This window comes from Duganella flavida, from assembly GCF_009857445.1.
Taxonomy (GTDB): Bacteria; Pseudomonadota; Gammaproteobacteria; order Burkholderiales; family Burkholderiaceae_D; genus Rugamonas; species Rugamonas flavida.
This window is the reverse complement of record NZ_WWCN01000003.1, coordinates 93,769-120,430: the sequence shown is the minus strand read 5'-3', so window position 1 is coordinate 120,430 and position 26,662 is coordinate 93,769. Positions and strand designations below refer to the sequence as shown.

The 26,662-nt window shown below is 63.2% G+C and carries 13 protein-coding genes; 8 read left to right on the top strand and 5 right to left on the bottom strand.

Annotated features, from left to right (window positions below; all coding sequences use genetic code 11):
• Positions 1–5: 5 nt before the first annotated feature.
• The 8 genes from GTP46_RS05075 to GTP46_RS05040 all read left to right on the top strand — a co-directional run bounded on the left by GTP46_RS05075 (position 6) and on the right by GTP46_RS05040 (position 16,360).
• The gene (locus GTP46_RS05075; RefSeq protein WP_161005542.1) at positions 6–1,145 is read left to right on the top strand and encodes a dipeptidase; all 1,140 of its coding nucleotides are present in this window, start codon (positions 6–8) and stop codon (positions 1,143–1,145) included.
• Position 1,146: 1 nt separating this feature from the next.
• On the top strand, positions 1,147–2,502 hold the full coding sequence (locus GTP46_RS05070; RefSeq protein WP_161005541.1) for an amidohydrolase family protein: 1,356 nt from the start codon (positions 1,147–1,149) through the stop codon (positions 2,500–2,502).
• A gap of 41 nt (positions 2,503–2,543) precedes the next feature.
• Positions 2,544–3,878 carry an amino acid permease gene (locus GTP46_RS05065; RefSeq protein WP_161005540.1) on the top strand — a complete coding sequence of 445 codons (1,335 nt, stop codon included), beginning with the start codon at positions 2,544–2,546 and terminating at the stop codon, positions 3,876–3,878.
• A gap of 69 nt (positions 3,879–3,947) precedes the next feature.
• Complete coding sequence (locus tag GTP46_RS05060; RefSeq protein ID WP_161005539.1) at positions 3,948–6,974, top strand: sensor histidine kinase; 3,027 nt, start codon at positions 3,948–3,950, stop codon at positions 6,972–6,974.
• Positions 6,975–6,976: 2 nt separating this feature from the next.
• Positions 6,977–9,994 (top strand): sensor histidine kinase, encoded by a 3,018-nt coding sequence (locus GTP46_RS05055; protein ID WP_161005538.1) that lies wholly within the window; start codon positions 6,977–6,979, stop codon positions 9,992–9,994.
• Between the two features lie 150 nt (positions 9,995–10,144).
• Positions 10,145–12,334: a TonB-dependent receptor gene (locus GTP46_RS05050; RefSeq protein WP_161005537.1), complete on the top strand. Its 2,190-nt coding sequence runs from the start codon at positions 10,145–10,147 to the stop codon at positions 12,332–12,334.
• Between the two features lie 4 nt (positions 12,335–12,338).
• Positions 12,339–15,413, top strand: coding sequence for a hybrid sensor histidine kinase/response regulator (locus tag GTP46_RS05045; RefSeq protein ID WP_161005536.1), 3,075 nt, complete (start codon positions 12,339–12,341; stop codon positions 15,411–15,413).
• Positions 15,410–16,360 carry a diguanylate cyclase gene (locus GTP46_RS05040; RefSeq protein WP_161005535.1) on the top strand — a complete coding sequence of 317 codons (951 nt, stop codon included), beginning with the start codon at positions 15,410–15,412 and terminating at the stop codon, positions 16,358–16,360. The genes GTP46_RS05045 and GTP46_RS05040 overlap by 4 nt, the downstream gene beginning before the upstream one ends.
• Here the strand turns inward: GTP46_RS05040 and GTP46_RS05035 are convergent.
• From GTP46_RS05035 to GTP46_RS05015, 5 genes are all read right to left on the bottom strand, one after another.
• Positions 16,338–19,841, bottom strand: coding sequence for an exo-rhamnogalacturonan lyase family protein (locus tag GTP46_RS05035; protein ID WP_161005534.1), 3,504 nt, complete (start codon positions 19,839–19,841; stop codon positions 16,338–16,340). The genes GTP46_RS05040 and GTP46_RS05035 overlap by 23 nt on opposite strands.
• 12 nt (positions 19,842–19,853) lie before the next feature.
• Complete coding sequence (locus GTP46_RS05030) at positions 19,854–22,442, bottom strand: TonB-dependent receptor (RefSeq protein WP_161005533.1); 2,589 nt, start codon at positions 22,440–22,442, stop codon at positions 19,854–19,856.
• A gap of 96 nt (positions 22,443–22,538) precedes the next feature.
• Positions 22,539–23,477 carry a DUF4880 domain-containing protein gene (locus GTP46_RS05025; protein WP_161005532.1) on the bottom strand — a complete coding sequence of 313 codons (939 nt, stop codon included), beginning with the start codon at positions 23,475–23,477 and terminating at the stop codon, positions 22,539–22,541.
• Positions 23,474–23,986 (bottom strand): sigma-70 family RNA polymerase sigma factor, encoded by a 513-nt coding sequence (locus tag GTP46_RS05020; protein ID WP_161005531.1) that lies wholly within the window; start codon positions 23,984–23,986, stop codon positions 23,474–23,476. Before GTP46_RS05020 ends, GTP46_RS05025 begins: the two co-directional genes overlap by 4 nt.
• Positions 23,987–24,090: 104 nt before the next feature.
• Entirely contained in the window at positions 24,091–26,541 is a 2,451-nt protein-coding gene (locus GTP46_RS05015) for a hybrid sensor histidine kinase/response regulator (protein WP_161005530.1), read from the bottom strand.
• Positions 26,542–26,662: the final 121 nt, after the last annotated feature.

Sequence of the window (26,662 nt, the reverse complement as noted above, 5' to 3'; positions counted from 1 at the left end):
ACCACATGACCGACCGCCGCACCTTCCTGCACAGCGCCGCCGCTGCCAGCCTTGCCACATTCGGCCTCCCTGCCTTTGCCGCCTCGCCGTCCCTGCGCGAAAAGCGCCCGCTGATCATCGACGCGCTGGGTAACATCGACAACATCAACTTGCCCGCCGTGCAACGCGACAGCGCCACCTACGACTTCGGCATCGATGCGCGCGCGCTGGCCGACGCCAAGGCCTCCGGCCTGAATGCCTTCAATATGACCATCGGCTATGTGTTCGGCGAAGGCGATCCGTATGAAAAGTCGCTGGCCGACGTCCACGCGTGGAATGCCCTGATTCAGAAAAAATCCGCCGACCTGCTACTGGTGCGCAGCGCCGCCGACATCAAGCGCGCGCAAACAGAAGGCCGCCTTGGCGTGATTCTCGGTTTCCAGAACGCGGTCATGATGGGCAAGGACGCGCGCCGCGTGGAAGTTTTCGCCAAGGGCGGCGTGCGCGTGATCCAGCTAACCTACAACGGCCCGAACCAGCTGGGCGACGGCTCCACCGTTCCCACCAACAAAGGCCTGACGCCGTTCGGCTACGAGGTGGTGGCGGAACTGAACCGCAACCACATCCTCGTGGACCTGAGCCACAGCGGCGAACAAATTTGTCTCGATGCCGCCGCCGCATCCAAGTCGCCGATCATCATTAGCCACACCGGCTGCCGCGCGGTGGCCGACCTGCCGCGCAATAAAACGGACAAGGAACTGCGCCTGGTTGCCGAGAAAGGCGGCTTTGTCGGCATCTACTCCATGCCATTCCTGGCCGTTGGACGCCAGCCGATGGCGGCGGACCTGATCGCGCACATCGAACACGCCATCAATATTTGCGGCGAAGACCACGTAGGCTTCGGCACCGACGGCACCGTGCCGCAGATCGACGACATGGCCTCCTACATGAAAGGGCTGGAAGACGAAGTGCGCCAGCGCCGCGCAGCCGGCATCAGCGCGCCGGGCGAACGCCCGGACATCGTGCCTTTCCTGCCGGACCTGGTGGGCAGGGACAAATTCTGGAAACTGGCAGACCTGCTGACCAAACGTGGACACAGCAGCAGCCGCATTGAAAAAATCCTCGGCGCGAACTTCCTGCGCGTAGCCGACGGAGTATGGAGCTAATATGAAATTGAAGTACGCAGCATTCATCATCGCCGCATTGTGCGCGACCGCCTACGCAGCCGAAGAAAAGCCAAAAGCCAACGTCCAGCAGGAACGTCTCGATAAATTGAATGGCAAGGCGCTGGGCCGCGTGATCTATCGCGGCGCCACGCTGATTGACGGCACCACTGCAGCGCCGCGCGCCGGCATGGCCATCATCGTCAAGGATGACCGTATCGAAGCCGTGCTGCCTGCCACCCAGTTGACCGCCCAGCAAACCGACGGTGCGCGCGTGGTCGACGTGGCAGGCCAGTACGTGGTGCCAGGCCTGATCGACTCGCACGTTCACTACGCCACCAATCCGGACCGCCCTTACGCCGAAGCTGAATTGAAGCGCAATATCTACGGCGGCGTCACAGGCGTGCGCGACATGGCCGGCGATGCCCGCGAACTGGCAGGCCTGTCGCGCGACGCGCTGCTGAACCGCATCCCGTCGCCGGACGTATTCTATGCGTCGCTGGTGGCCGGGCCCAGCTTCTTCAAAGACCCACGCACCGTCGTCGCGGCACTGGGCACCCAGCCGGGCACCGTGCCTTGGCTGTACGCAGTGGACGATAAGACCAAGCTGCCGTTGGCCATCGCGCAGGCGCGCGGCACCGGCGCCACCGGCATGAAAATCTACGCCAACCTTCCCGGCACCTTGGTGCGCAAGCTGATTGCCGAAGCCCGGGCGCAGGACTTCCCGGTCTGGACCCACATGCAGGTATACCCTGCCTCGCCTTACGATTCGCTGGGTGCGACCTCGGTATCGCACGTCTGCATGATCGCGCGCCACGTGCGCGAAGCAGGAAAATCAGCCTACGGCCATACCGGTGAGCCATCGTATGAAGGCCTTACCGCCGAAGACCCGGGCATCAAGAAATATATCGCCGCGCTGGCCAAATCCGGCACCCTCATGGACGCCACCCTGAGCGTGTACAAGACCGACGGCCCGCACTGCCACATCGAACTGGCAGGCGACATCACCCGCGCCATGCACAAAGCCGGCATCAAGATCATCGCCGGCACGGACAGCGACAACACCGGCGATGATCCATTCCCGGTAGTGGACCATGAGCTGGAAAAGCTGGTGAAGTATGCTGGTTTCACACCGCAAGAGGCCATCATCGCTGCTACCGCCAACGCCGCGCAAGCGCTGGGCAAGCAGAAGGAATTCGGCACGCTGGAAACGGGCAAGTACGCCAATATGGTTTTCCTGCAGAAGGATCCGCTGCAAGATGTGGGCAACGTGCGCTCGGTGGTGTTGACGGTCAAGCGCGGTCACGAGTTCGCGCGCGCTGATTACAAGTTCACGCCATTACCTGTGCACGAAGACTAAGTTATGCGAGAATCAATTTTTGATCTTGCATAGGTAAGCAGATGAGTGAACTAAAGCGCGGCCTGAAAAGCCGGCACATTCAGTTAATCGCGCTGGGCGGCGCCATCGGCACAGGCCTGTTTCTCGGCATCGCGCAGACGATCCAGATGGCCGGTCCATCCGTGCTGCTTGGCTATGGCGTGGCCGGGCTGATCGCCTTCTTCATCATGCGCCAGTTGGGCGAGATGGTGGTGGACGAGCCGGTAGCCGGTTCATTCAGCTACTTCGCCGATAAATACTGCGGCCACTGGGCCGGCTTCATGGCAGGCTGGAATTACTGGGTCCTGTATGTGCTGGTCAGCATGGCCGAGCTGTCGGCGGTCGGCATCTACGTCCAGTACTGGTGGCCTGCGGTGCCAACCTGGATGTCGGCACTGGTCTTCTTCGTCATCATCAACGCCATCAGCCTGTTTAATGTGAAGGCTTTCGGCGAGATGGAGTTCTGGTTCGCGATCATTAAAGTGCTGGCGATTGTCGGCATGATCTTGTTCGGCGCTTACCTGCTCATCTCCGGCGACGCCGGCCCGCAGGCCACGGTGGCCAACCTGTGGCAGCACGGCGGCTTCTTCCCGCATGGCGTCAGTGGACTGGTGATGGCGATGGCCGTCATCATGTTCTCCTTCGGCGGGCTGGAACTGATCGGCATTACCGCTGCTGAAGCGGACAATCCATCGGAGACCATTCCGAAGGCCACCAATCAGGCCATCTACCGCATCCTGATCTTCTACATCGGCGCACTCGGCATCCTGTTGTCGCTGTACCCATGGGAGAAAGTGGTCACCAGCGGCAGCCCGTTCGTGCTGATCTTCCATGCGCTGAACAGCAATGTGGTGGCGCACGCGCTGAATGTGGTGGTGCTGACGGCCGCGCTGTCGGTCTACAACAGCGGCGTGTATTCGAACACCCGCATGCTGTACGGCCTGGCCAAGCAAGGCAACGCGCCGCAATCGCTCCTGAAACTCAATGCGCGCGGCGTGCCGCTGACGGCGTTGGGCGTGTCGGCCGTGGCGACCGGCATCTGCGTCGTGGTCAACTACTTCATGCCGGCCAAGGCCTTCGGTTTCCTGATGGGACTTGTGGTCTCGGCCCTGATCATTAACTGGGGCTTGATCAGCTGGATCCACCTGCGTTTCCGCGCGCAGAAGAAGGCGTCCGGACAAGCAACCCAATTCCAGAGCCTCGGCTACCCGCTCACCAACTACCTGTGCCTCGGCTTCCTGGCCGCGATCCTGGTGGTGATGTATTTGACACCGGACCTGCAACTGTCGGTCTACCTGATCCCGGCATGGATGGTGGTACTGGCCATCGGCTATAAGTTGGGCGTTAAAAAAGCTTAATCTATTTTCATCGCTTACACGCTACAATCCCGGATGCTCCGGCATCCTGCCGGCCTTCCGGGATCTCCCATGCTATCTCGCTTCATCCTGCTGCTCGCGCTACTGCCGGCTACCGCGCTGGCGCTCAATCCTCTCACGCCGCTCGCAGACTATAACCACGCCAGCTGGTTGACCAAGGACGGCGCCCCGCCCGAAATCCACAGCATGGCGCAGACCCGCGACGGCTGGCTATGGGTCACTGGCCCGAACGGCCTGTATCGCTTCGATGGTGTACGCTTCGAAAAGCAGAACCTGCCCGGCTCCGAGCATCCTTCGCGCCGCCGCGTGTCGAACATTCGCGCGCATCCAAACGGCGATCTATATCTGTCGTACGCGCTGGGCGGCGGCCTCTCCGTACTCCACCCGGACGGTCGGCTTGAAGAGATTATCCCCACCGGCAAAACGCAGCCGTCGACGCAGATGGCGTTTGACGATAATGGCGATATCTGGCTCACTACCAACGATGGCTTGATCCGCGTCCACGTACGCCAGGCCGAACGCGTCGCGGTAGCGCAAGCGCCGGCCAAAGAAATTTCCGATGTGCGCATAGACCGCTACGGACGGCTGTGGGTCACCGCCCTCACCGGCGCGTATTTGTACGACCGCGCCAGCGGCAAGTTCGAGATGGTACGCAGCCTGTCCACACCCGCTGCGTTGATCGAATCACCCGATGGCCGTATCTGGACCGCTACCCAGCAACAGGTACAGGCCTTGCCGGCACCCAGCGATTCGGCGGCGCGCATGGGCAAGCCGAACCTGGTCAACACACCCGGCTTCGGCTCCGACTGGAACGCTCGCTTCGACCATGATGGCAACCTGTGGCAGCTCAAGTGCCCCACTGACTTGTGCGTAACGCCGGCGCATGTAGTCGCCGCCACCGGCACCATCAACGCACCGGCGCCGGACCAGGCCAAGGCAGCGCAAGGCGTAAGAAATCCGGCTGGGAGTGCGCTGCTTGAAGACCGCGAGCACAATATATGGATCGCTACCCAGGAAGGCCTGGACCGCTACCGCAACAACCGATTGCGGCGGCAGCGCATTCCGCTAGAGATGAGCCCCATGATCTCCACCATGATTACCGATGGCGACGGTCAGCTATGGGTCGCCAATCCCTACGCCAGCAACGTGTGGCGTCTGAAAGGCGGCGCTGAACCGGAGCGCGAGTCCCTCAGCGCGCAACTGGTGGCCCGCGACTTCAATGGCGGCGTAATGCTGGCGAACGGCCGTGAAATCGAGTCCCGCTATCAGGGCAAGATCACCAAGATTGCGCTGCCGGAGCTGCCTGGCTCGGACGGCAAACCACGTGACCTGACCGTGCTCGGGGTAACCGACGATGGCAAGCGCCTGTGGCTCGTCACGGCGCAAACTGGCTTGATCGGACGGCGTGATGGCCAGTGGCTACCACGCGCCAAATTCAAATTACCGCCCGGCGTGATACTCGGCGTGCCAGGCACCAAGGCCGGCCAGTTATGGATCGCGCTTGCCGACGGCAACATCGCACTATTTGATGAAAACGAAAAGCTCACTACTTACACGGCCTCGATGATCGGCCTCGCCACCGGCATCTTCACCGGCGAAGATATCGTTGCCAGCGGCGACCAGGGACTGGCGGTGCTGGTCAATGGCGCCTTCCGCCAGCTGCAAGGCGCAGACCCCGAAGTCCTGCAAGACATCTCCGGCCTGGCCATCACGCCAGACGGCGACCGCTGGCTGAACGGCGGCAAGGGCCTGGTCCACGTGCGCAGCGCCGATTGGAAGGCCAGCCTCGCCAATCCCGCGCTGCCGCTGCGCTACGAGCTGTTTGGCCTGCAGGACGGCTACGCCGGCAAGGCCATGCTGCTCAATCGCCACCCAAGTGCAAAGCTGGATAAGGACGGCCAGCTGTGGCTCGCCAGCACTGCCGGCGTCCTGCGCTTCGACACCCGCGCCATCCAGCGCAATGCGGTGGCGCCAGTGGCCACCGTGTACGGCGTCAATACCGCGACCGCCAGCTACAAGAACATGCCCGGACTGGTGCTGCCTGCTGGCTCGAAGAGTTTTAACATCAGCTACGCTGCGGCCAGTTTAAGCCAGCCGGAATCCGTACGATTCCAGTACCGGCTGGACGGCGCCGACAGCGACTGGCAGGAGGCCGGTTTGCGCCGCGCCGCCTACTACACCAATATGGGGCCAGGCACTTACCGCTTCCAGGTACGCGCCGTCAATGAAGACGGCGTGTGGAGCGAGCAGCCGGCCAGCGCGGTGTTCGAGATTCCGCCGACCCTCATGCAAACGCTGTGGTTCAAGGCCGCTTGCCTGCTGGCCGTCGCCGCTGCGCTATACCTGCTGTATCTGTACCGCTTGCGCATCGTGACCGCGCGGTTGGAGGAACGCATGGAAGTGCGGCTGGCGGAACGCGAACGCATCGCCCGCACCCTGCACGACACCGTGCTGCAAAGCGTGCAAGGCGTGGTGCTGCGGCTGGATGCCGCAGTGGATTCCCTGCCCGACGACAGCGCCGCCCGCAAATCGCTGGCGCCAGTGCTGCACAGCGCGCGCGCCAGCATCAGCGAGGGCCGCGCCCAGGTGCACGAACTGCGTTCGGCCGAAGTCGACGAGCTGGAATGCCGCCTGCGTGATGTCGCCGCCCTGCTCTCCGTCAGCTATCCCGGCGTACAGCTCGCGCTGCAAGTCGATGGCATCGACGGCGCCGATCGAGCATTGCGCGCCGGCGTGGTGGAGGACATCAGCGAAATCGCCTGCGAGGCACTGCGCAACGCCTATCAGCACGCGCAAGCCGCGCACATTGAAGTTCGCCTCGGCTACAGCGCGGAGCAATTTACGCTGCTGGTGCGCGACGATGGCCGGGGCATGCAACCCGCAGCTGCAGCCGCTGCGCCGGACGCACGCGGCCACTGGGGCCTGGTCGGCATGCGCGAACGCGCGGCACGCATTGGCGCCGCACTGGAGATCAGTAGCACACAGGATAAGGGCAGCAGCGTTACAATGTCGCTCCCGGCCCGCCGCGCTTACGCGGATAACCACGCACCGTGGTGGCGCCGCCTGTTTGGAAATTAAGCATGTATGTATCAACACCCGGCCGCCGCAGCAAGGTAGCACTGGCAGCGCTGGCAGTTTCGCTGGGCCTCTCAGATCCGGCGCAAGCCCTGAATCCCGACATCCGCCTGCGCGATTACAACCATGCCTCGTGGACCGCGCGTGATGGCGCGCCGGCCGAAATCAAGAACATGGCGCAAACGCCCGATGGCTGGCTATGGCTCGGCACCTCCACCGGCTTGTACCGCTTCGATGGCGTACGCTTCGAGCATCTGGACCTGCCCAATATCGGCGAGGTAGCGCGCCGCCGCATGACCGAGTTGCGCGCCACTGCCGACGGCGATTTGTGGATCAGCTATTCGGTCGGCGGGTTGTCGGTGCTGCGCAAGAACGGCAAGCTGGAAGATGTTGCGTCGCTAGATGGCCCGATCGGCGCGGTACTCACGCTCGCCATCGACCATGACGGCAGCACGTGGATCGCCGGAGCCGAAGGCATGTTCCTGTATGCCGCCGGACAGCTGCGCAAGGTCGGGCCGGAGCAAGGCCTACCCGCGCGCGACATCCGCAACGTGCTGCTCGATCAATATGGCCAACTGTGGGCGCTCTACACCACCGGCCTGTATCGGCTGGACCGTGCCAGCGGCAGGTTCGTACAAGTGCAGGCGTTGCGCAACAGCGAGGGCCGCCTGGCACAATCGCCCGACGGCCGCTTGTGGATCCTGGAAGCGCAGCAGGCGCAGGCAGTCCCGCTGGAGAAGTTCCTGCCGCCGGGCCAACAGCGCCTGCTGCCGCGTGCCACCATGTCCAATGCAGCCGAGTCGCGCGTCGGCGGCCAGTTTGACCGCGACGGCAACCTGTGGACCCGCGACTGCCCGGAAACCCTGTGCCTGGTGGCGCGCGGTGACAAACAGCGCAGCGGCTTGATCGAAACAGCGCGCGACGCTACCGACCGCGCCAGCCCGCAACTGGGCCTATCGCGTGGCGCCACCAACGCCGTGATGGAGGACATGGAAGGCAATATCTGGGTCGCCACCCAGACCGGCCTTGATCGCTTCCGTGAAAACAGCCTGCTGGCAGTGCCGCTGCCAGTTGCCAGCGGCGCCTTCAGCATGGGCGACGACGGCGCAGGAACCATCTGGTTGACGGACGAGCTGAACGAAATTACATGGCGCATGTCCGGTACTGGCGAGCCGCAACGCTCGCCGCGCTACTATGCCTCATTCGCCGCGGCGCACGATGGCGCGCTGCTCATGGCCACCCGCAGCGAGATCGAGCGCCGCCTGCGCGGTGAGGTTAGCCACATCCCACTGCCACTAAATAAAGAAGGCAAAGTCGATCACGACGTCGCCGGCATGGTCGACGACGGCAAAGTACTGTGGATGGCCAGCCAGCAAGTGGGCCTGCAAGGCTTGGTGGACGGCCACTGGCAACCGCGCACCGCCTTCAGCCTGCCGCCGCGTATCTTCATCGGCGTGGCGGGCCGCAAGCCCGGCGAGCGTTGGCACGGTACCGGCGACGGCACTATCGTCTTTAACGACAACGGCAAGCTGACCACCTATGATTCCGGCGGCATCGGCCTTCCGACCATGCTGAATGTGGGCAAAGACATCGTGGCCGGCGGCGACCTTGGACTGGCGGTGCTGGTGGATGGCCGCTTCCGCAAACTGACGGCGGCCCAGCCATCGACGCTCAATAATATCTCCGGCATGGCAGTCAGCGCCGACGGTGACCTGTGGCTCAACGGCGGCCAGGGCGTGCTGCACGTGCGCCGCGCCGACTGGCAGGCCACGCTGGCACATCCCGATGCGCCGTTGCAGTACCAGCTGCTCGGCGCATCGGATGGCTACATCGGACAAGCCATGCTGCGTAACCGCCTGCCTAGCGTGTTTTCCGACCAAGCGGGCCGGATCTGGTTCATGACCAGCGCAGGAGTGCTGCGCATCGCGCCGAGCGAGGTTCGCCGCAATGCTGTCACGCCAGTGCCACAAGTGCTGCGCGTGGATACGAGCGCCGCCAGCTATGCCGCGCAGCATGGATTGCGCCTGCATCCCGGATCGCAAAACTTCAACATCCAGTTTACCGCGCCGGGACTGGGCAAGCCCGAAGCCATGCGCTTCCAGTACCAGCTATCCGGCGTCAACGACGACTGGCAGGACGCCGGCAACCGCCGCATCGCCTACTATACCAACGTCGCACCGGGCAGCTACACCTTCCGCGTGCGCGCCTTCAACGAGGACGGTGCAATGACCGGCGAAGAAGCGCGGCTTGATTTCGAGATCGAGCCTAAGTTCGTGCAAACCTTTTGGTTCAAGGCTTTGTGCGGGGTGACGCTGGCTGCGCTGCTTTACCTTCTCTACTTATACCGTGTGCGTGTCGCCACCAAGCGCGTGGCGGCGCAAATGATGGTGCGCATGGCCGAACGCGAACGCATCGCCCGCACCCTGCACGACACCTTCCTGCAAAGCGTGCAGGCGCTGATACTGCGGCTCGACCTGGTCTCCGCCGGCTTGCCGGAAGACGCGCGCCACAAACTCGCACCCATCCTCGACCAGGCCAACGACACCATCATCGAAGGCCGCGACCAGGTGCACGAGTTGCGCAGCGGCCGTGTGGACGATGTGCATAGCGCCGCCGAAGAAGCAGGCCGCCAGCTATGCGATGCCCATCCATCTACCACCTTCGGCGCGGCCTTGGTGGGAACGCGCCGCAAGCTGCAGGACGCCGTGGCGGAAGAAGCCTGCGAAATCACGCGCGAAGCGCTGCGCAACGCTTTCCAGCACGCCGACGCCCGCCATGTAGAAGCGCGCGTGACCTACGGCTCCGAATACTTCACACTGCAAATCACTGACAACGGCAAAGGCATGTCGCCGGACGCCGCCAGCAAACAAAAGCACTACGGCCTGATCGGCATGCGCGAACGCGCGGCCCGCGCAGGCGGCAAACTGGAGATCAGCACGGCGCCGGAGGGTGGCGTGCGCCTCGAGTTCAGCGTGCCGGCGCGGAGCGCGTATGCAGGCGCCAAGCGCTGGTGGCAACGCTGATGACTGTTGTTTGTTGCCGACAGCGAGCCCGCCATTTCCCTCCTGTGGCGCGCTGCGGAATGTGAGTTTTTTATCTATATAATTGCTTTTTCAACTACAATAATGCTAGCGAGCATGATAGACTCTCTGGTTTTGCATCCGAAATCAATCATGAAAGCACAGACGATCGCCCTGCCGCTGCTGCTCGCTGGAGCGGCCCACGCGCAAATCCAGGAAGTAACGGTAACGGCACAGCGTTCGCCTTCGCTGGAGTCGAAAACGCCAGTTTCCATGACCACGCTCACCGCCGAGCAGCTGAACAGCGCTGGCCTCGATACGCCCGCCGCCATCGGCGCGCGCATCCCCAATGTGGAACTGGACTATGCGACCGACGGCCTGCGCATCACCATGCGCGGCGTCTCCAACGCGGACACCACCGAAAAAGGCGATCCGTCTGCAGCCTTCCTGATGGACGGAATCTACATCGCGCGTCCGCAAGCACAGAACCTGAGCTTCTATGATCTGGAACGGGTGGAAGTGCTGCGCGGCCCGCAAGGCACACTGTACGGCCGCAACACCACCGCCGGCGTAGTGAGCGTGATCTCGAAGCAGCCGATCAACCGCTTCGAAGCATGGGTCGCCACTGAATTCGGCAACTACAACGACCGCAAATTCAGCGCCATGATCAACGTGCCGGTCAACGACATGCTGTCGCTGCGCGCCGCCATGTCGGCCAACAAGCATGACAGCTATTTGATTAACGGCCTGCATAACGGCCGCGAATTGGGCAAGGACCGCGACGATATCTCGGCGCGCCTGTCGGCCAAGCTGAAAATCACGCGCGACGCCACACTGGTGCTGCGTTACGACCACGCCAAAGTCGATGACAATAACAACAGCTATGTCCCGGATACCAATTTCTACACCGGCGTCGCCAGCGGCAATCCGGTCCCGTATAACAGCGGCACGCGCACCCAGCTGACCTACAATTTCGTCGCACCCAACGCCGCGATTGCGCCGCCGGTGCAGGCACACAGCTACAAGAACACTTCCGGCGTCAGCGCCGACCTGACCTGGGACCTGGGCGCGGCCACGCTGTACTACCTCGGCTCGCACCGCAACTACGATCACGACCAGCTGGCCAACTTCTATTATCGCGTGGCGCCTACGCTGGCGTTGAACGTGCGCGAGAGCTTCCTCGGCAACTACACGCAGAACTCGCACGAGCTGCGCATCGCCACCAATGGCGACGGTCCGCTCAGCGCGCAGGCAGGCCTGTACTACTTCCGTGAAGAGTCGTCGCAGCGCTACACCTTCCGCGACCTGGACCTGATCGGGCTGCCGCCGTACTACGTATTCGACAACGGTCCAACCCTCTCGACCAGCAAGGCGGTGTTCGGCCAGGCCACCTACCGCGTAACCGACAAGCTGCGCGCCACCGCCGGCGCGCGTGCCACCAGCGACAACAAATCGCGCGTGGGCTCGACCAACTTCCAGCAAGCGGCCAGCTTTAATCCGGCTACCGACTTCAAGCTGCTGAACGACGCCGCCCTGACCACGCACCAAACCACGTGGCGCCTGGGACTCGACTATGATCTGAATCCGGCCACGCTGGTGTATGGCTCGGTCGCTACCGGCTACAAGGCCGGCGGCTTTAACGACGGCTGCCTCGAAGGCTCGACCCAGTTTGGCCTCGGCTGCCCGGCCGCACTGGCGGTACCGGCGGCGGCGCTGATCTACCAGCCTGAAACCCTGCGCGCCTATGAAGCCGGCATCAAGACCCGCTTCTGGGACAACAAAGCGAGCCTGAATCTGTCGGTGTTCAAGTACGACTACAACAACCTGCAGTTGTCCAGCGTTGCCATCGTCGCCGGTGCGCCGCGCTTCGTCACCAGCAATGCGGGTGAAGCCAGCGTCAAGGGCCTGGAGGCCGAAGGCCAGTTCCTGCCGACGGCGCAGGACCGCATCAGCTATGCCTTCTCGCTGCTGGACGCCCACTACGTGCGCTATAGCCCGGACAGCGTGCATGACTGGGCCGGCAATAAGCTGGACCGCTCGCCGGCCAATACCCTGATGCTGGGCTATGAGCGCAGCTTCGGCGCAGTAACGGCCGGCGTCAACGCCCGCCGCAGCGCCTCCTACATCATCGCCGTGCCGGCGCAGCTGCTGCAGTACCGCGTGCCGGCTTACACGCAAACTGACGCCACGCTGCGCTACCACCCGCAGCGCGCCGCGTGGAGCGTAACGGCGCGCGTGAAGAATATCGAGAACAAGGTCCACCCAATGACCATCGATAGCTTCGGCATGCTGGCTCCGAGCGATCCGCGCACCATGGACGTTCGACTGGACTACCGATTCTGATCCCATGCTGAGACATCTGGCCCGCTACCTGCTATTGATCCTCGCACTGGCCTTTGTGTCCAGCGCGGCCTATGGCGGTTCCGGGCCCTTGGTGCTTGATGCGCAGCGCGACTACGCCGAAGCGTGGCCGGTGGTGCGCATCATGTCCGACGCCGGCGGCAAGATGACGCCGGAAGCGGCGCTGGCCGCCATCGAGCATTACGCCATTCCCAACTCCGCTTACGCCACACTCGGCGTGCACAAAGACGTGGTTTGGCTGCGCATTCCCGTCGCCGTTTCGGCCGGCAGCGACGGCGAGTGGATCCTGAATATCGACTACGCGGTGCTGAACCGCATCGACGTCTACGTCGCCACCAACGGCGCCATCGCACAGCACCAGGTGATCGGCAACCTGCAGCCGGATGCCGACGGCGTAGCGCGCGGCCGCGTGCCGGCGGCCCTGTTGCACCTCACGCCCGGCCCTGAGCACATCCTGCTGCTGCGCGTGCAGAACGAAGGCGCGATGATACTGCCGGTCAGCCTTGCGCGCCCGGCCAACTTCCATGGCGCGGCGCTCAACGAGCAAATGTTGCAAGGCGTACTGACCGGCCTGAGTCTGTGCCTGCTGCTGTACAGCCTTGCCCAATGGAGTTCGCTGCGCGAGCCGCTGTACGGCAAGTTCGCCTTGCTGGTACTCGGTACCACGCTGTTCTCGGTCGAGTTCTTCGGTCTTGGCAACCAATACCTGTGGAAGAACAATGCGTGGATGAGCATCCACGCCGGCGGCTTCTTCGCCTTGATGGCGTCCTGCGGTGCCTACCTGTTTGTTGAACAGGCGCTGGCGCGGCCAGGCAAGGACCGCGTCTTCAGCCGCCTGATGAAAGCTGGCGCCATCCTGTGCGTGGCCAGCGCCCTCGCCTACATCACCAACATCATGAGCGTGGAAACGCTGGTAATTGTGGTCAGCACGCTGGGCGTAACGCCGATGCTGCTTGGCCTGCCCGGTGCTTACTTCCGCGCGCGGCGCGGCGATTTGGTCGGCATCTACTTCCTGATCGGCTGGGGCGTGAGCTTTGCTTCGTCGGCGGTACTGAGCCAGGTTATCAGCGGTAAGGTGGACGCCAATTTCTGGACTATGCACGCGCTACAGTTCGGGAATATGTTCGACATGCTGGTGTTCACCCGCATCCTCGGCCTGCGCACCAAGGCCATGCAGTCCGCCATGCTGCGCGCAGAGGAAGCCACGCGCACCAAGTCCGAATTCCTGGCTCACATGAGCCACGAAATCCGCACACCGATGAACGCCATCATCGGCATGAGCCGCCTGGCGCTGATGACGGAGCCCAATCCCAAGCTGCAAAACTATCTCGGCAAGATTCTCGGCGCGGGTGAGCATCTGCTGGCCGTGATCAACGATATCCTCGACTTCTCCAAGATCGAAGCTGGCAAGCTGGGACTAGAGTCCGCGCCGTTTGAACTGCAGGAGATGCTGGACCACCTGGCCAGCCTGACCGTGATCAAATCCGACGCCGCCCGCGTGGAATTGAAAATCCGCGTCGACGGCAGCGTGCCGGGACGGCTAGTCGGCGATCCGCTGCGACTGAGCCAGGTGATGATCAACCTGACCAGCAACGCCGTCAAATTCACGGAGCGCGGCGAAATCATCGTCGCCGTTGAATTGATGGACAAGACGGCGGACACGGTGGCGCTGCGCTTCTCGGTTAGCGACACCGGCATCGGCATGCGTCCGTCGCAGGTCGAGGGCCTGTTCCAGTCCTTCCACCAGGCTGGCGCCACCACCACGCGCAAATACGGCGGCACCGGCCTTGGCCTGAGCATCTCACGCCAGCTGGTGGAGCTGATGGGCGGCGACATACAAGTCGTCAGCACGCCGGGCATCGGCAGCCGTTTCAGTTTCATCGTCCGTCTGGGCATCGCCGAAAGCAGCGATATGCCGGTCGGCTGGCCGCTGCATCATCACCAGCAGCCTGCACGTGAAATGCGACGCTCCGACAATGCCAGCTTCGCGCTGCGCGACTTGTCGGCGCTGGATGGCGCACGCATCCTGCTGGTCGAGGACAACGCCAACAACCGCGAGGTGGCGCTGGACTTCCTGTCCGCCGCGCGCCTGCAGATCGACATCGCCGAACATGGCGGCGAAGCGGTACGCATGGCCGAACAAAGCGACTACGACCTGATACTGATGGACGTGCAGATGGCCGAAATGGACGGACTCACCGCCACCCGCCGCATCCGCGCCATGCCGCGCTGCCAACACCTGCCTATCGTCGCCATGACCGCCTACGCCATGGCCGGAGACCGCGACAAAAGCCTGGCCGCCGGCATGAACGATCACATTACTAAGCCGATCGCGCCGGAGCAGCTGTTCCGCGCCTTGATCAAATGGATACCACCGTCGCGCCTGGCCGCCCGCCGCGCGCAGGCCAGCGCCGCCATGCAAATCGCCCCGCCGCCAGCTGATTACATGGGCGCCAGCGCACCGCTGCCGTCGATACCGGGCGTGGACTGGCAACTGGCGCTGGACGGCGTGGAGCGCCAGCGCGGACGCCTCGACAAACGCATACGCGGCTTCCTGCAAGAGTACCAGCCGGCCGCGCAGACCGTGCGCGAAGCCCTCGCCAGCGGGCACCATGAAGTGCTGCATAGCCTGACGCATAACCTGAAATCGACCGCCGCCTACATCGGCGCCTTCCATCTGGCGTCACAAGCCCAGGCTTTGGAACAGGCGCTGCGCAACCAGCGCAGCGACCGCATTCCGATGCTCGCCAGCGAACTGGCGGACGGTCTTGAGCTGGTGGTTGGCGGCCTGGCGCAACTGGGCGAGGCGCCGGCACCGCTACGCTACCGCGACAGCGACGCCCCACTGCTGATTACCCGCCTGGAAGCCTACTTGCGCAGCGATGACGCGCGCGCCGAAGACGTGCTGGCCGAGCTGCTCGCGCTGCCGCTGTTGCAGCGCCATGCAGCACTGGCGGCGGCGCTGCAGCACGCCGTGGACGACATCGAATACCATGCAGCGCTGGCGCCGTTGGACGCCCTGTCGCGCGCACTGCAAATTGAACTGGAACCTAGCGCATGAATTTTGCGGGACCTCAAAAAGTACTGGTGGCCGACGACGACATCGTCAACCGCCAAGTGCTGGCAGAACTGCTCAAGCCTGAGCACACCGTGCTGCTGGCAAAGAACGGCCTGCAAGCGCTGGAACGCGCCGCACGTCACCTGCCGGACCTGATCCTGCTGGATGTGGTGATGCCGGACATGGACGGCTACGAAGTGCTGCGCCGCCTGCGTGCCGACGCCCAGACGGCGCACATCACGGTGATGTTCATTTCCGGCCTTGCCCGCCCGGAGGATGAGGCCAACGGCCTGAAAATGGGCGCGGCCGACTACATCTCCAAGCCGTTCAACGAAACCGTGGTGATGGCGCGCGTGGCCATGCATTTGCAGATGGTGCGCCAGCGCCGCATGCTGGAACACCTGGCCCACGTCGACGGCCTGACGGAGCTGGCCAACCGCCGCCGCTTCGACGAAGTCTACGAAGCCGAATGGCAGCGCAGCCGCCGCAACGGCCGCCCGCTGTCGCTGGCCTTGCTGGATATCGACTCGTTCAAACAGTACAACGACCATTACGGCCATCCGGCCGGCGACCGCGCGCTGCGCGCCGTGGCGCGAACCGCAGCCGCAGGCCTGCGCCGTCCGGCCGACCTGGCCGCGCGCTACGGTGGTGAAGAACTGGTGCTGCTGCTGCCCGACACCGAAGCGGCCCAGGCGCAGCAAGTGGTGAGCGCCATCTGCGCGGCGATCACGGAACTGCAAATCCCGCACGAAGCTTCTTCGGTGGCGCCAATGTTGACGGTAAGCGCAGGCGGAGCAACGCTGGACGGCGCCGCGCCGGAAAGCAGCGCGGAACTGTTCACCGCAGCGGACACCTTGCTGTACCAGGCCAAGAAGTCCGGCCGCAACCGCGTCGAATGGCGCGCGACGGGTCCCATTGCTGCCTGGCCTAAGCCACACGCCGTACTGTAAAGTGCTCCACCCTCTGGCGCGACTGCGTGGTACGGAAACCGAAGTAGCCACCGCCTAGCAGCGGGCCTGGGGCTGAGAAGTACTCTTTCTCATCCACGTACAGGCGGGTGCCGCGTGCATCCACCACGATACGGATGTGATAAGGGTGACCGGCCTTCAGCAGATACTCCGGTGCCGTGTACTCCTGCAGCAGTTTGCGCATGCCGCTGCCGTCGTAGTAACGGAAGCGCGTGGTGCTGTTGGTGTTACCGCCGATGCCGGCGTAGAACAGGCTTAGCGCGTCGTATTCTTCCAGTTTGCCGGATTGCCGGAAGCCCTGCGGCAGCTGCGCCTCCCAGAAGAAGTTCAAGTCCGACAACCGCGCGTCGGCCAGCACGGTGCGGGTAAAGTTGATTTCGTAGTGGCCCAGCAGCTGCTTGCGCAGCCAGACCGTCAAGCCGCGCTCCGCGTTCAGCACCAACGCGCCGTGCTCCACGTACGCTGCCGCCGTGTGGTTGCCAGCTTCCGCCTCCACCGCCCAAACTTGTGGATCGAAACGCGCAAAATCGTCGCGCACCAGCGTGCGGTCCTGCGCTTCGAGCGCCAGCAGGCCAATAGCGCCCAAGCCCCACTGCGCGACTGCGTTGGTCGACAGTGATGGCGCTTCCTCCACTTCGTTGAGCACCTGCGGCGGTTTAACGCGCCCGGAGACCAGGTCCTTGTCGCGTAGTCCGGCGCGGCCCTCGTAGAATTGCGCCCACGCGCGCTTCAGCATCGCGCCGTCCTGTCGCTGAATGGCGGCATACGCCAGCAGGCGTGCGTGGCCCTGCCCCAGGTTCAATTTGCCAAGGTCTTGGCCAAGTTCTGCTTTCTGTTCTTCCGCGCTGGCACTGTACAGGCGGCAGTAGCGCAGCCACGCATCGCGGAAGGCAGGCTGCGGCACGGTGCGGATCAACTCACTGGCGATTTCCGGCAGGCCGAAGACGGCGCTCAGGTGGGAGACATTGATCTTCGCATCCGGGTCCGGCAGATAGGCGCCGCTACGCAAGTCCATGACGCCACCGCCGGCGAAGAAGCCTAACGGTTGGACGGCGATGCTGGCCATGCTCGCCAACAGTTTGTCGCGATAGTGCGGCTGGCCGCTGCGCTCCCATTCAGTGAACCATGCAGCGGCCACCGCACCCCAGTCGGTGCCGAAGGCCACGCTGGCGTGAGTATCCGGCTCGCTGGGCGGCGCTTTCTGGCCAATTTTTCGGCCGGGGATAATGGTGCGCAGGCGGTCTACCGCGTCGGCCTGTTCACGCAGCAGGTCGCCCACGCGTTCATCTGCGCTCAGGTAGTAGAAGAAGCGCCGGTTGATGGCGGTGGAGACGCGCAACTGTTTGGCGCTGTCGCCCCAGTGCTGCACGCCGTGGCGCGTGCCGAGCGGGCTGTATGGGCCGATGTGGTGGATATCGACCTCGCCGGTGTGGCGGGTCATGGCTTCGGCCACGCGGAAAGCGTCGGCGCGGCCGCTGTGCAGGTAGTAATGCCACAGCCAGATTTCGGTACTGAGTTCCGAGTTATCCCAGGCGAAGCCGCCGACGTCGTAGCGCCAAACGTGGCGTTGTTGGTCGTAGGTATGCATTACGTCGCCGTAGTCCCAGTAGCCGTACCAGCGGCGGTCTTCTATTTGATTTTTGTAGAAATCGAAGGCCCATGCCAGTTGCTGATCGAGTTTGGTGGGCTGTGGCGCTGCTGGGTGCCAGTATTCGCTGAAGATCCCGGCGCTGTGCAGGCGTTCGGGCGATGTTGTCAATATCGGCGGCGACTGGATGCGATGGCTGATTGCCGCCAGTTCTGCGTTGGATGGTGTGGCTGGCAGCAGTTGCAATTCCAGTTCGCTGGTGCGGGCGATGCCGTATGGTGTACCGAAGCCTGGTTCGTAGTCTTCGTAGGTGATGTCGAGGGCATCGCGTTGTTTGGCGTGGTCGATCTCACCCATGCCGTCGTGGTAAAAGCGCAGGTCCATCGCTTGCGCTTGTGGAGCCCACATCCAGAGCGTGACCGTGGCTTCTGCTGTTTCGGCGTCGCGGATATCGATTTGTGCCGGGTAGCTTTGCCAGAAATTGCGGATGCCGAAAGCGACACCACCGTCGGGCGTGCCGAGGTAGCCGGTGCCGCTGGCACGCTGGCCGCTGGCGGCGTGGATCCAGCCGCTGGTTTTGCCGGTGCGCTTGGTGATGCTGTAGCCGTCCGGGTGCGCTTGCAGCAGTGTATAGCTGCCGAAGGCTGGTATGTAGTGCAGGTTTTTGCTAACGTTTTCTGGCAAGGCGATGGCGGCGCGTCCTTGCAATTGTGCTTCAGCGGCGGGGCCGGCGTCGCGTCGCAGGCCGGTCAGGCCTTGGACGGCTTCGGCGAAGATGCCGCCGTTGGCGCCTGCTAGTCTGATGTGACGGTCGTGTAGCGAGGCGGCCAGCGGGACGTTGAAGCGCAGGCCGACGCCGCGAATGAAGGCTTGCTGTGGATCGGCGTCGTAGGTGAGCGTGTGCACGATGCGGATGGCGTCGGAGTTTTTGTAGAAGTAGAGACGTACAGTGAACGGTAATAGTTTGCTGCCGTCTGTGTGTTGGTGCGTGCCGTCTATACGAACTACGGCGCGCAGCGGGCCGTTTTGTTCAAGCGTAGTTGATGTGATGGTGCTGTCGTATGCGCGCCGTTTGGTGTCGGTGGCTTCATCGTCCGCTGCGCTGTCGACTAGCAGGATCAAGCGGCCATTGCGAAGCAGCGGCTTGCCTTCACGCAGAACTGCGTCTACCAGAACAGAACCTTGCCGCGCCAGCGTGCAGCGCAACGGTCCCGTATCAATCAGAATTGCCTCGCGCCCCTCATCCGCCAGCAACGCGTCGTCAGGCGGGCGAACTGCGGCGGCGGAGGCGCTGACGACTGGCGAGCGGTCGGCTGCGACTAGCTGCGGATGGAGCGTGTAGTGGCCACCCGGAAGCGCGCTGTCGGCAGCAGGCGGCAACGCGTGGGCCGTCCATTTGAGCGTGCCGTCCGGCCAATACGCAAGCGGCCACGATTGCACACGCACTGCGGCGGCTTCCGGGCCAGCGACGCCACGGAGCTGGTGGCTGGCGTCCGTGCGGCGGCCTGCAAGCCCCTGCGGCTTCTCGACGCCGATGCTGGTTCCGCTGCCTTTGGCGGTGCCGCTGCCGGTGCTGGACGCGGCGTGGTCGGGAGGGGCGACGATGGCGGGACGGAGTTCGAATGTGGTGTCGGCGGGGAGCCGGCCTTGGGGCCAGGGGATACCCCATGTCGCGCCTTTGAAGCTGGCGGGCGCTTCGCCGTCAAGCCAGTGCAGCGGCGTTTCTCCCGGCTGCGGCGCGGCGTCGCTGGGTGCCTTTTTATGCAAGCCGCTTTTCGCCGGCGTATCGCCAGCGTCCGCAGGAACCACCGCCGCACCGCCGGTCAGCAGCGCGGCGAGTTTGAAGAACTGCCGCCTTTTGAGCGATTCACTCATGCCACCAACTCCTCAATATTTGTACGACAGCGTCGCACCAACAGTCCGCGACTCGCCCAGCCACGCCCACACCGAACCATAGTCACCACTCGCCACGCGACGGTAATACTGCTTATCAAACGCATTGTTCACCCACACCGAAGCACTCCACTCCCCGTGCCCCAGCTTCCCGCGCGAGCCCGCCGAAAACGACGCCAGGCCATAACCATCCACCCGCGTCAGACGCGAATTATCAACCGCACCATACATCCAGCCACGATACGAATAGCGCGCGCCGACAAAGTTACTGAGTCCATTCTCGCTCCGCCATTCATAGCGCGTGCTCGCATTCCACGTCGTCTTCGGCGCATTGAACACTCGCTGTCCGGTCAAATTGCACGATGCTGGTGGCTTAGGCGACAAGATCACCTCAGCAGGGCAGCGCGCAGTTGCGTAGTCCGTGTAATATGCGTCGTTATAAACGCCAGCCAGGTTCACCTCCCAGCCCTTGGCCACCGCGGCAGCAATGCTGGCCTCAGCACCGCGCGAGCGGAAGCTACCGGCATTCATCAAGTACGTCTGCTGGTCATCAGGGTTATAACCCTGCGTCTGAAAATCCGTAATCTCGGTCAGGAACACATCGGCGCTCAGGCGCACCTTGTTCTCCAACAGCGCACCCTTGATACCCAGCTCCGCGCTCTTGGTCTTCTCCGGCTTGATGATCAGCGTATCGTAACCAGCCGCCTTGGCCGCGCCGGCTGAAATATTCAAGCCGCCAGATTTTTCACCATACGAACCAGCCAGATACGTACTCCACGCTGGCGCCAACTCGTGCTTGAGCACCAGTGTCCCCGAAGGCAGCACGTGATACTCCTGCAGATAGCCCGAATTGAAAGCCGCGCGGTTGTAGCGCACAAACGAACCGCCCTTCTCCTGGTAATTCGCGCGCACGCCGGCCACCAGATCCCACGTTGGCGCAAAGTGCCACGTGCCCTGCGCATACGGCGACAGCATATAGTCATGCAGCTGGCCGACGCGGATTACATCCAGCCCGTTGTAGCTGGCCGAATCCAGATAAATGCCCGCCAGCTTGTTGTTGGTATAGCGCGTGTGCGCCAGCGTATCCAGATGCTCGCCCAGATACGTCAGGCCAAGCGCATAATCAAACTTCTCGCCAGCGGGCGAATCAAGCCGCAGTTCTTGCGACCAAGTGCGGTCCAACACCCGCGTACCCGTGTTGTTGTACACGCCCACACTCAAACCATCAGCAACGCTAGGATCGGAACGGAAAAAACGATACGACGTCACAGAGCGCAGCTTGTAGCCGTTGTCGAAACGCCAGTTGGCTTCCACCGACGCACCGCCCTGCTTTACGTGCACGCTATTCTCATCATCCAGATCGACATTCGGTCCAAACACCACATGGTTGCCTACCGCCGCCGAGTGTTTGAGGAAGCTATCCACGCCGCTGAACACATTGGTCGACAACAGCACCGGCGTTGGCTCACTGTTAGTGACGTTGATGTCAGCGCTCAATCGCAAGTCAAAATTGTCGCCACGCTTGTACAGCAACTGCCCGCGTGCGCCGGTGCTGGTCACACCGGCCAGCTTATTGCCGTTGCGGACATTGGTCACCGGACCGTCGTTATTGGTGTAGACGAAGTTCAAACGTCCGGCCCAGTTATCGGACAAAGCCCCCGACAGCAAAGCGCGCCCTCGCGTATAGCCGTTCTGGCCATACGACACCGAGGCCGAAGCCTCCGGCGTAAAACTCGGCGCGCGAGTATGGATATTCAACACGCCGCCGGTGGCGTTGGCGCCGAATGTCGTGCCCTGCGCGCCGCTCAGCACCTCGGCGTACTCGATGTCGCCCAAGCCGCTACTCAGCATGCCCGCGCGTGGCAGATACACGTTATCGACATAAATCGCCACGCTACTCGGCATGCCGATATTCTGGTCGCCGCTGGCCTGACCACCACCGTCGCCCACACCACGGATGGTGATTTGCGTATCCGAAGGATCAGTGCTTTGAATGACCAGTCCCGGCACCAGCTGCTGCAAGTCTTCCAGTGTAGTGAGGTTCTGTTCTTCCAGCTGCTCGCCGCTCACGCGGTACGATGCCGTTGGCGCGCGTTGCACATCATCGGCATCATGGCTGGCACCCGGGCGCCTGGCGCCGTTCACCGTTACCCGCGCAAGCACTTCGGTGTTCGGTGCTTCCGCTGCCGCGACAGCCGCAACCGGCGTACGCAAAGCCACCGGCGTCATCACCGCCTGCACGGCAGGACGCGCCACCGCAGGCACCGCCAGCGCACGGCGGATAGTCAGGGTACGGCCACCACCGGTGCTGACCAGCTCAAATCCTGTACCCTCCAACGCCCGGGTAATCGCTTCCGTGGCGCTGAAATTGCCGTTCACCGGCGCAGAGCGCACTGACTCCAGCAGCTTGGGATCATAAGCCAGCGCCACGCCGCTTTCGGCGGCGATGCGCAGCAGGATCTTGTCCAGCGGCGCACCGGCTAGCTGGTAAGGATGACGGGTAGCGTCCTGCGCCAGCGCGGCTGGCAAGGCGAGTAGCTGGGTCACGGCCAGGATGGCCAGGATGTGCTGTGGTTTCTGCAAAACGTGCCTCACAAAGTTATGGCGCCTCGATCAAGGCGCTTCACTACCCATGTGCAGCGAGAAGCGAAAAGTGTCACCACAAACTAAAAATATTTTTCAGACAGCACTCAGCACCGTCAGATAGCGGCCGTAGCGCTGGATGCGCACCGGCAGGATGTCCGCCACCTGCAGCAAGGCGCGTTCGATATCCTCCAGCCGGAACACGCCGCTGATCTCCAGCTTCGCTGCTGGTCCGCTGACACGCAGCAGGCCTTTGCGGTAGCGACTGAAGATGTCCAGCAGCTCGGCCAACGGCATGCGGTCCGCGACACACACGCCGCGCGTCCACGCGCTGACGGCGTTAAACGATAATTCGGCAGCATGCGCGCCGGAGCGGCCAAAGTGGAAAGTCTCGCCGGCCGACACCAGCACTGCCGGCCCGCCCTTCGGCCGCAGCAAGGCACTGCCCGCGCTCACCGCCACCACGCTACGCTCAAGCAGGCGGCCGACGTTGAAGATCGCGCCGCCGGTAACCACCGTTCCATGCTCGGTCGCGACACTCAGCACGCCTCCACGCTGTCCCCTGGATTTGACCAGCAACTGCCCTTGCTGTAAATCGAGCACCGGGCTAGTGGCGCTGCCGCCCAGATAGATACGCGTGTCGGCGTCATACGCCAGCGGTGTGCCATCGGCCAGCGCACTCTCACCGCGTTGGCCAACAGCGCTCTGCCAGTCGGCATCCAGTCCGAGACCATGAACACCTTCACGCAGCGCCCACGTGCCGCAACCCAGCGCCAGCATGCCGAAAGCGGCACGCAGCGCGCGCCGGCGCTCCACAGCAGGCGTACGCAAAGCATGCACCACGGCTGCCGCATCGCGGGCGCGGGCACCACCGATACGCAACAGGCGTTGCTGCAAGGCGTTCCATGCTTGTTCGTTGGCTGCCGCCGCCGTGCGCCAGTGATCGAATTCATTCAGCACTGCGGCGCCAACGTCACCTTCGCGCAAGCGCACTTCCCACATCACCGCCTGATGTTCGGCCGGGGCCAGCTTCATGCGAGTGCGTAGCAGGCGGTGAATGCCTGCGCCAGGTATTTTCGTACCATGCTGACCGAAACGCCGAGCCGCTGGGCGATTTCGGCGTAGCCCAGTTCTTCAAACTGGCTAAGGATAAAAGCTTCGCGCGCCTTGGCGCTCAAGCCTTGCAAAGCCGCGTCGATGCGCATCAATTCGTCGATGGCCTCGCAGATGTCTTCCGGCGAAGCGTCGGAAAATTCAGGCGCGAGCGCCAGTTGTTCAAGATACGCGCGTTCCAGGTCGCGCCGCCGCCAGAACTCATACGTCAGGCGGCGTGCGATGGTAGTCAGCAGCGCGCGCGGTTGGCGCACATGGCTGACGTCTTCCATTCCTGCGAGTTCGGTGAACGCCGATGCAGCCAGGTCTTCGGCGTCGTAGCGCGAGCCGACCAGCCGGTGCACGCAGGCCGTAAGCCAGCCATAACTGCGGCGGAATTCACCGCCGAGAAACTGGTCACGCGCGGCGGTAGCAAAAGATACGGTACTCATGGGCGCCAATATAAGCCGCCACCCCCGTGTAACAAAACGAACAATTCCAAATAAGCTAGTTTAAAAAAGGCAGCGATATCGAAACGTTGATGGCTACCTTTCATTTAGTTATCGCTACGCGCGGCCGCACCTGCCGGCACATAGCGCGCCAGGATCGCAAACATCTGCTCCACGTCGATCGGCTTGGCGATGAAGTCGTCCATGCCGGCACTGGTGCACTGTTCGCGCTCGGACTCCATCACGCCCGCCGTCATGGCGATCACCGGCAGCGACAATCCCAGCTCGCTGCGGATCTTGCGGGTGGCGGTAAAGCCGTCCATCACCGGCATCTGCACATCCATCAGCACCACGTCATAATCGCCGGCGCGCAGCAGGTCCAGCGCCAGCTGGCCGTGATCCGCCACCGCCACCTGGGCGCGCGCCTGTTCCAGTATCCCACGCGCCACGTTCTGGTTCACCGGATTGTCTTCCACCAGCAGGATGCGCACGCCGTCCAGCGCCGGCGTGGACGGCGCGGAGGGTGCGGCGCCATCCGGCTGCTGCGGCGCCAGCGCGGTCTGCACCGCGTCGAACAGACTGGAAGCGGTAACCGGCTTGGTAAGGAAAGCGGCGGCGCTGGCTTCCGCCATTTCCTGCATCAGCTTACCGCGCGTGTAGGCGCCGACCATGCAAATCACCGGCACCGGCGTCAATGACTGGATGGCGCGCATGGTCTGGATGCCGTCCATGCCCGGCATCTGGCTGTCGACCAGCACCACGTCGTACTGCGCGCCGGAACGCAGCTGCGCCAGCGCTTCCTCGCCGGAGGCCACACGGTCGCTGGTCCAGTGCCACGACAGGATGGTCTTGCTAATGAAGGTGCGACTGGTGCGGTTGTCGTCCACCACCAGCACATGCAGCGTGCCGCCGGTGCGCACCGGCGCCGTATCCTCGGCCTCGGCCAGCGTCAGCGTGAAGCGGAATTCAGTGCCCTGCCCCGGCTCGCTCTGGACATGAATGGTCCCGCCCAGCAGTTCGATCAGGTTCTTGGAAATGGTCAGTCCCAGCCCGGTGCCACCAAAGCGCCGCGTGAACGACAGGTCGCCCTGTGTGAACGGCGAGAACAAGCGCGCCAACTGTTCGCGGCTCATGCCAATGCCGGTGTCGCGCACGCAGAAACGCAGCGTCAGCGGCGACTTGGTCATGCGCTGCACCAGCACCGACACTTCACCGCGCTCGGTGAACTTGATCGCATTACCGGCCAGGTTGACCAGCACCTGCTGCAAACGCAGCGCATCGCCGAACAATTCGCGCGGCACATCCGGCTCCACCGCCATGCACAGTTCAAGGTCTTTCTCGCCGGCGCTCACGCTCATGATGGTGGCTACCGCATGCATCACGTCTTCCAGCTTGAAGCGCACCGGGTGCAGTTCCACCTTCCCGGCCTGCATTTTGGAGAAGTCGAGAATGTCGTTCAGGATGCCCAGCAGTGATTGGCCGGACGCGCGCAGCATTTCCAGATAACGGCTCTGCTCCTGCGACAGCCGGGTCGTGCCCAGCAAGTGCGCCATGCCCAGCACCGCGTTCATCGGCGTGCGCAGTTCGTGGCTCATATTGGCGACGAAAGCATCCTTGGCGGCGGCAGCTTGCTCCACCGAGCGCCCGATATTGCGGCCGTAAATCCACGCCACACAGAAGCCAGCCAGCAGCAGCAATCCGACCACCAGCCCTATCCAGCGCACCGAGACCAGTATCTCCGACCACACCACGCTGCGCGGCACACCGATCACCACCGCCCAGCCGCTGAACGGCGAGCGGCTGTACATCGAATACACCGGCATGCCCTCCAGCGTGGAGGCGTCTACCGCAGCCTCCATCTTGAGGGGCATCTGCGCCAGCAGCGATGGCGCGCCTTTCTTACCCACGGTATGTTCCGCATCCAGCGACCGCGCCACGATCACGCCTTGTGCATCGAAGATGGCGATCACGCGGTCCGGCGGCAGACGCTGTTCCTTCAGCACTTGCCCGAGCCGCTCCGGCACAAACGCGGTTGAAATACAGAACACCACTTTACCGTCGCGCAGCACCGGCGCATGGATGGCGGCCAGCGGGCGTTTCAGCGCACCGCCGATAAACACGTCGGAAATCACCGGCTTGCCGGTATCGAACACCTTGCGGATGCGCGCCGCGCTGCCGGGATCGGGAATCGGCTGGCCGTAGGGACGCGCAGTATTCAGCAACTGCACCGCATCGCGGTCGCTGAGGACGAAATTAAAACCGGGGAATTCGGGCCGCAGCGCTCTGGTGGCTTCCGCATGGAAGGCGGCGAAATCGCGCTTATCGAGGCTGGGCGAATTGGCCAGCGCCAGCGCCACGGTGATGCCGGTGTTAAGATCACGATCCACTGCCTGCATTAGCGCGCGCGCCGTGATCAGCGTGTCTTGCCGGATCTGGTCGCGCTCACGCTCAACAAAGTGCGCCGTCAGCAGCGAAAAGCCCACGATGGCCGGCAAAGCGCAAGCCCAGACCAGGCTATAAATTTGCACTTTAATCGACGGCAGTCGGCGTCGCGCCATGACAGTTTTCCTGTGTCTTACATGGAAGACAACTCTATCACAAGCTTGGGCCTGTTATCTGCCGGCGCGCTTGTGCACAGAAACAACGAAATTTTAAAAAAACAAATACTATTCTGGTGGG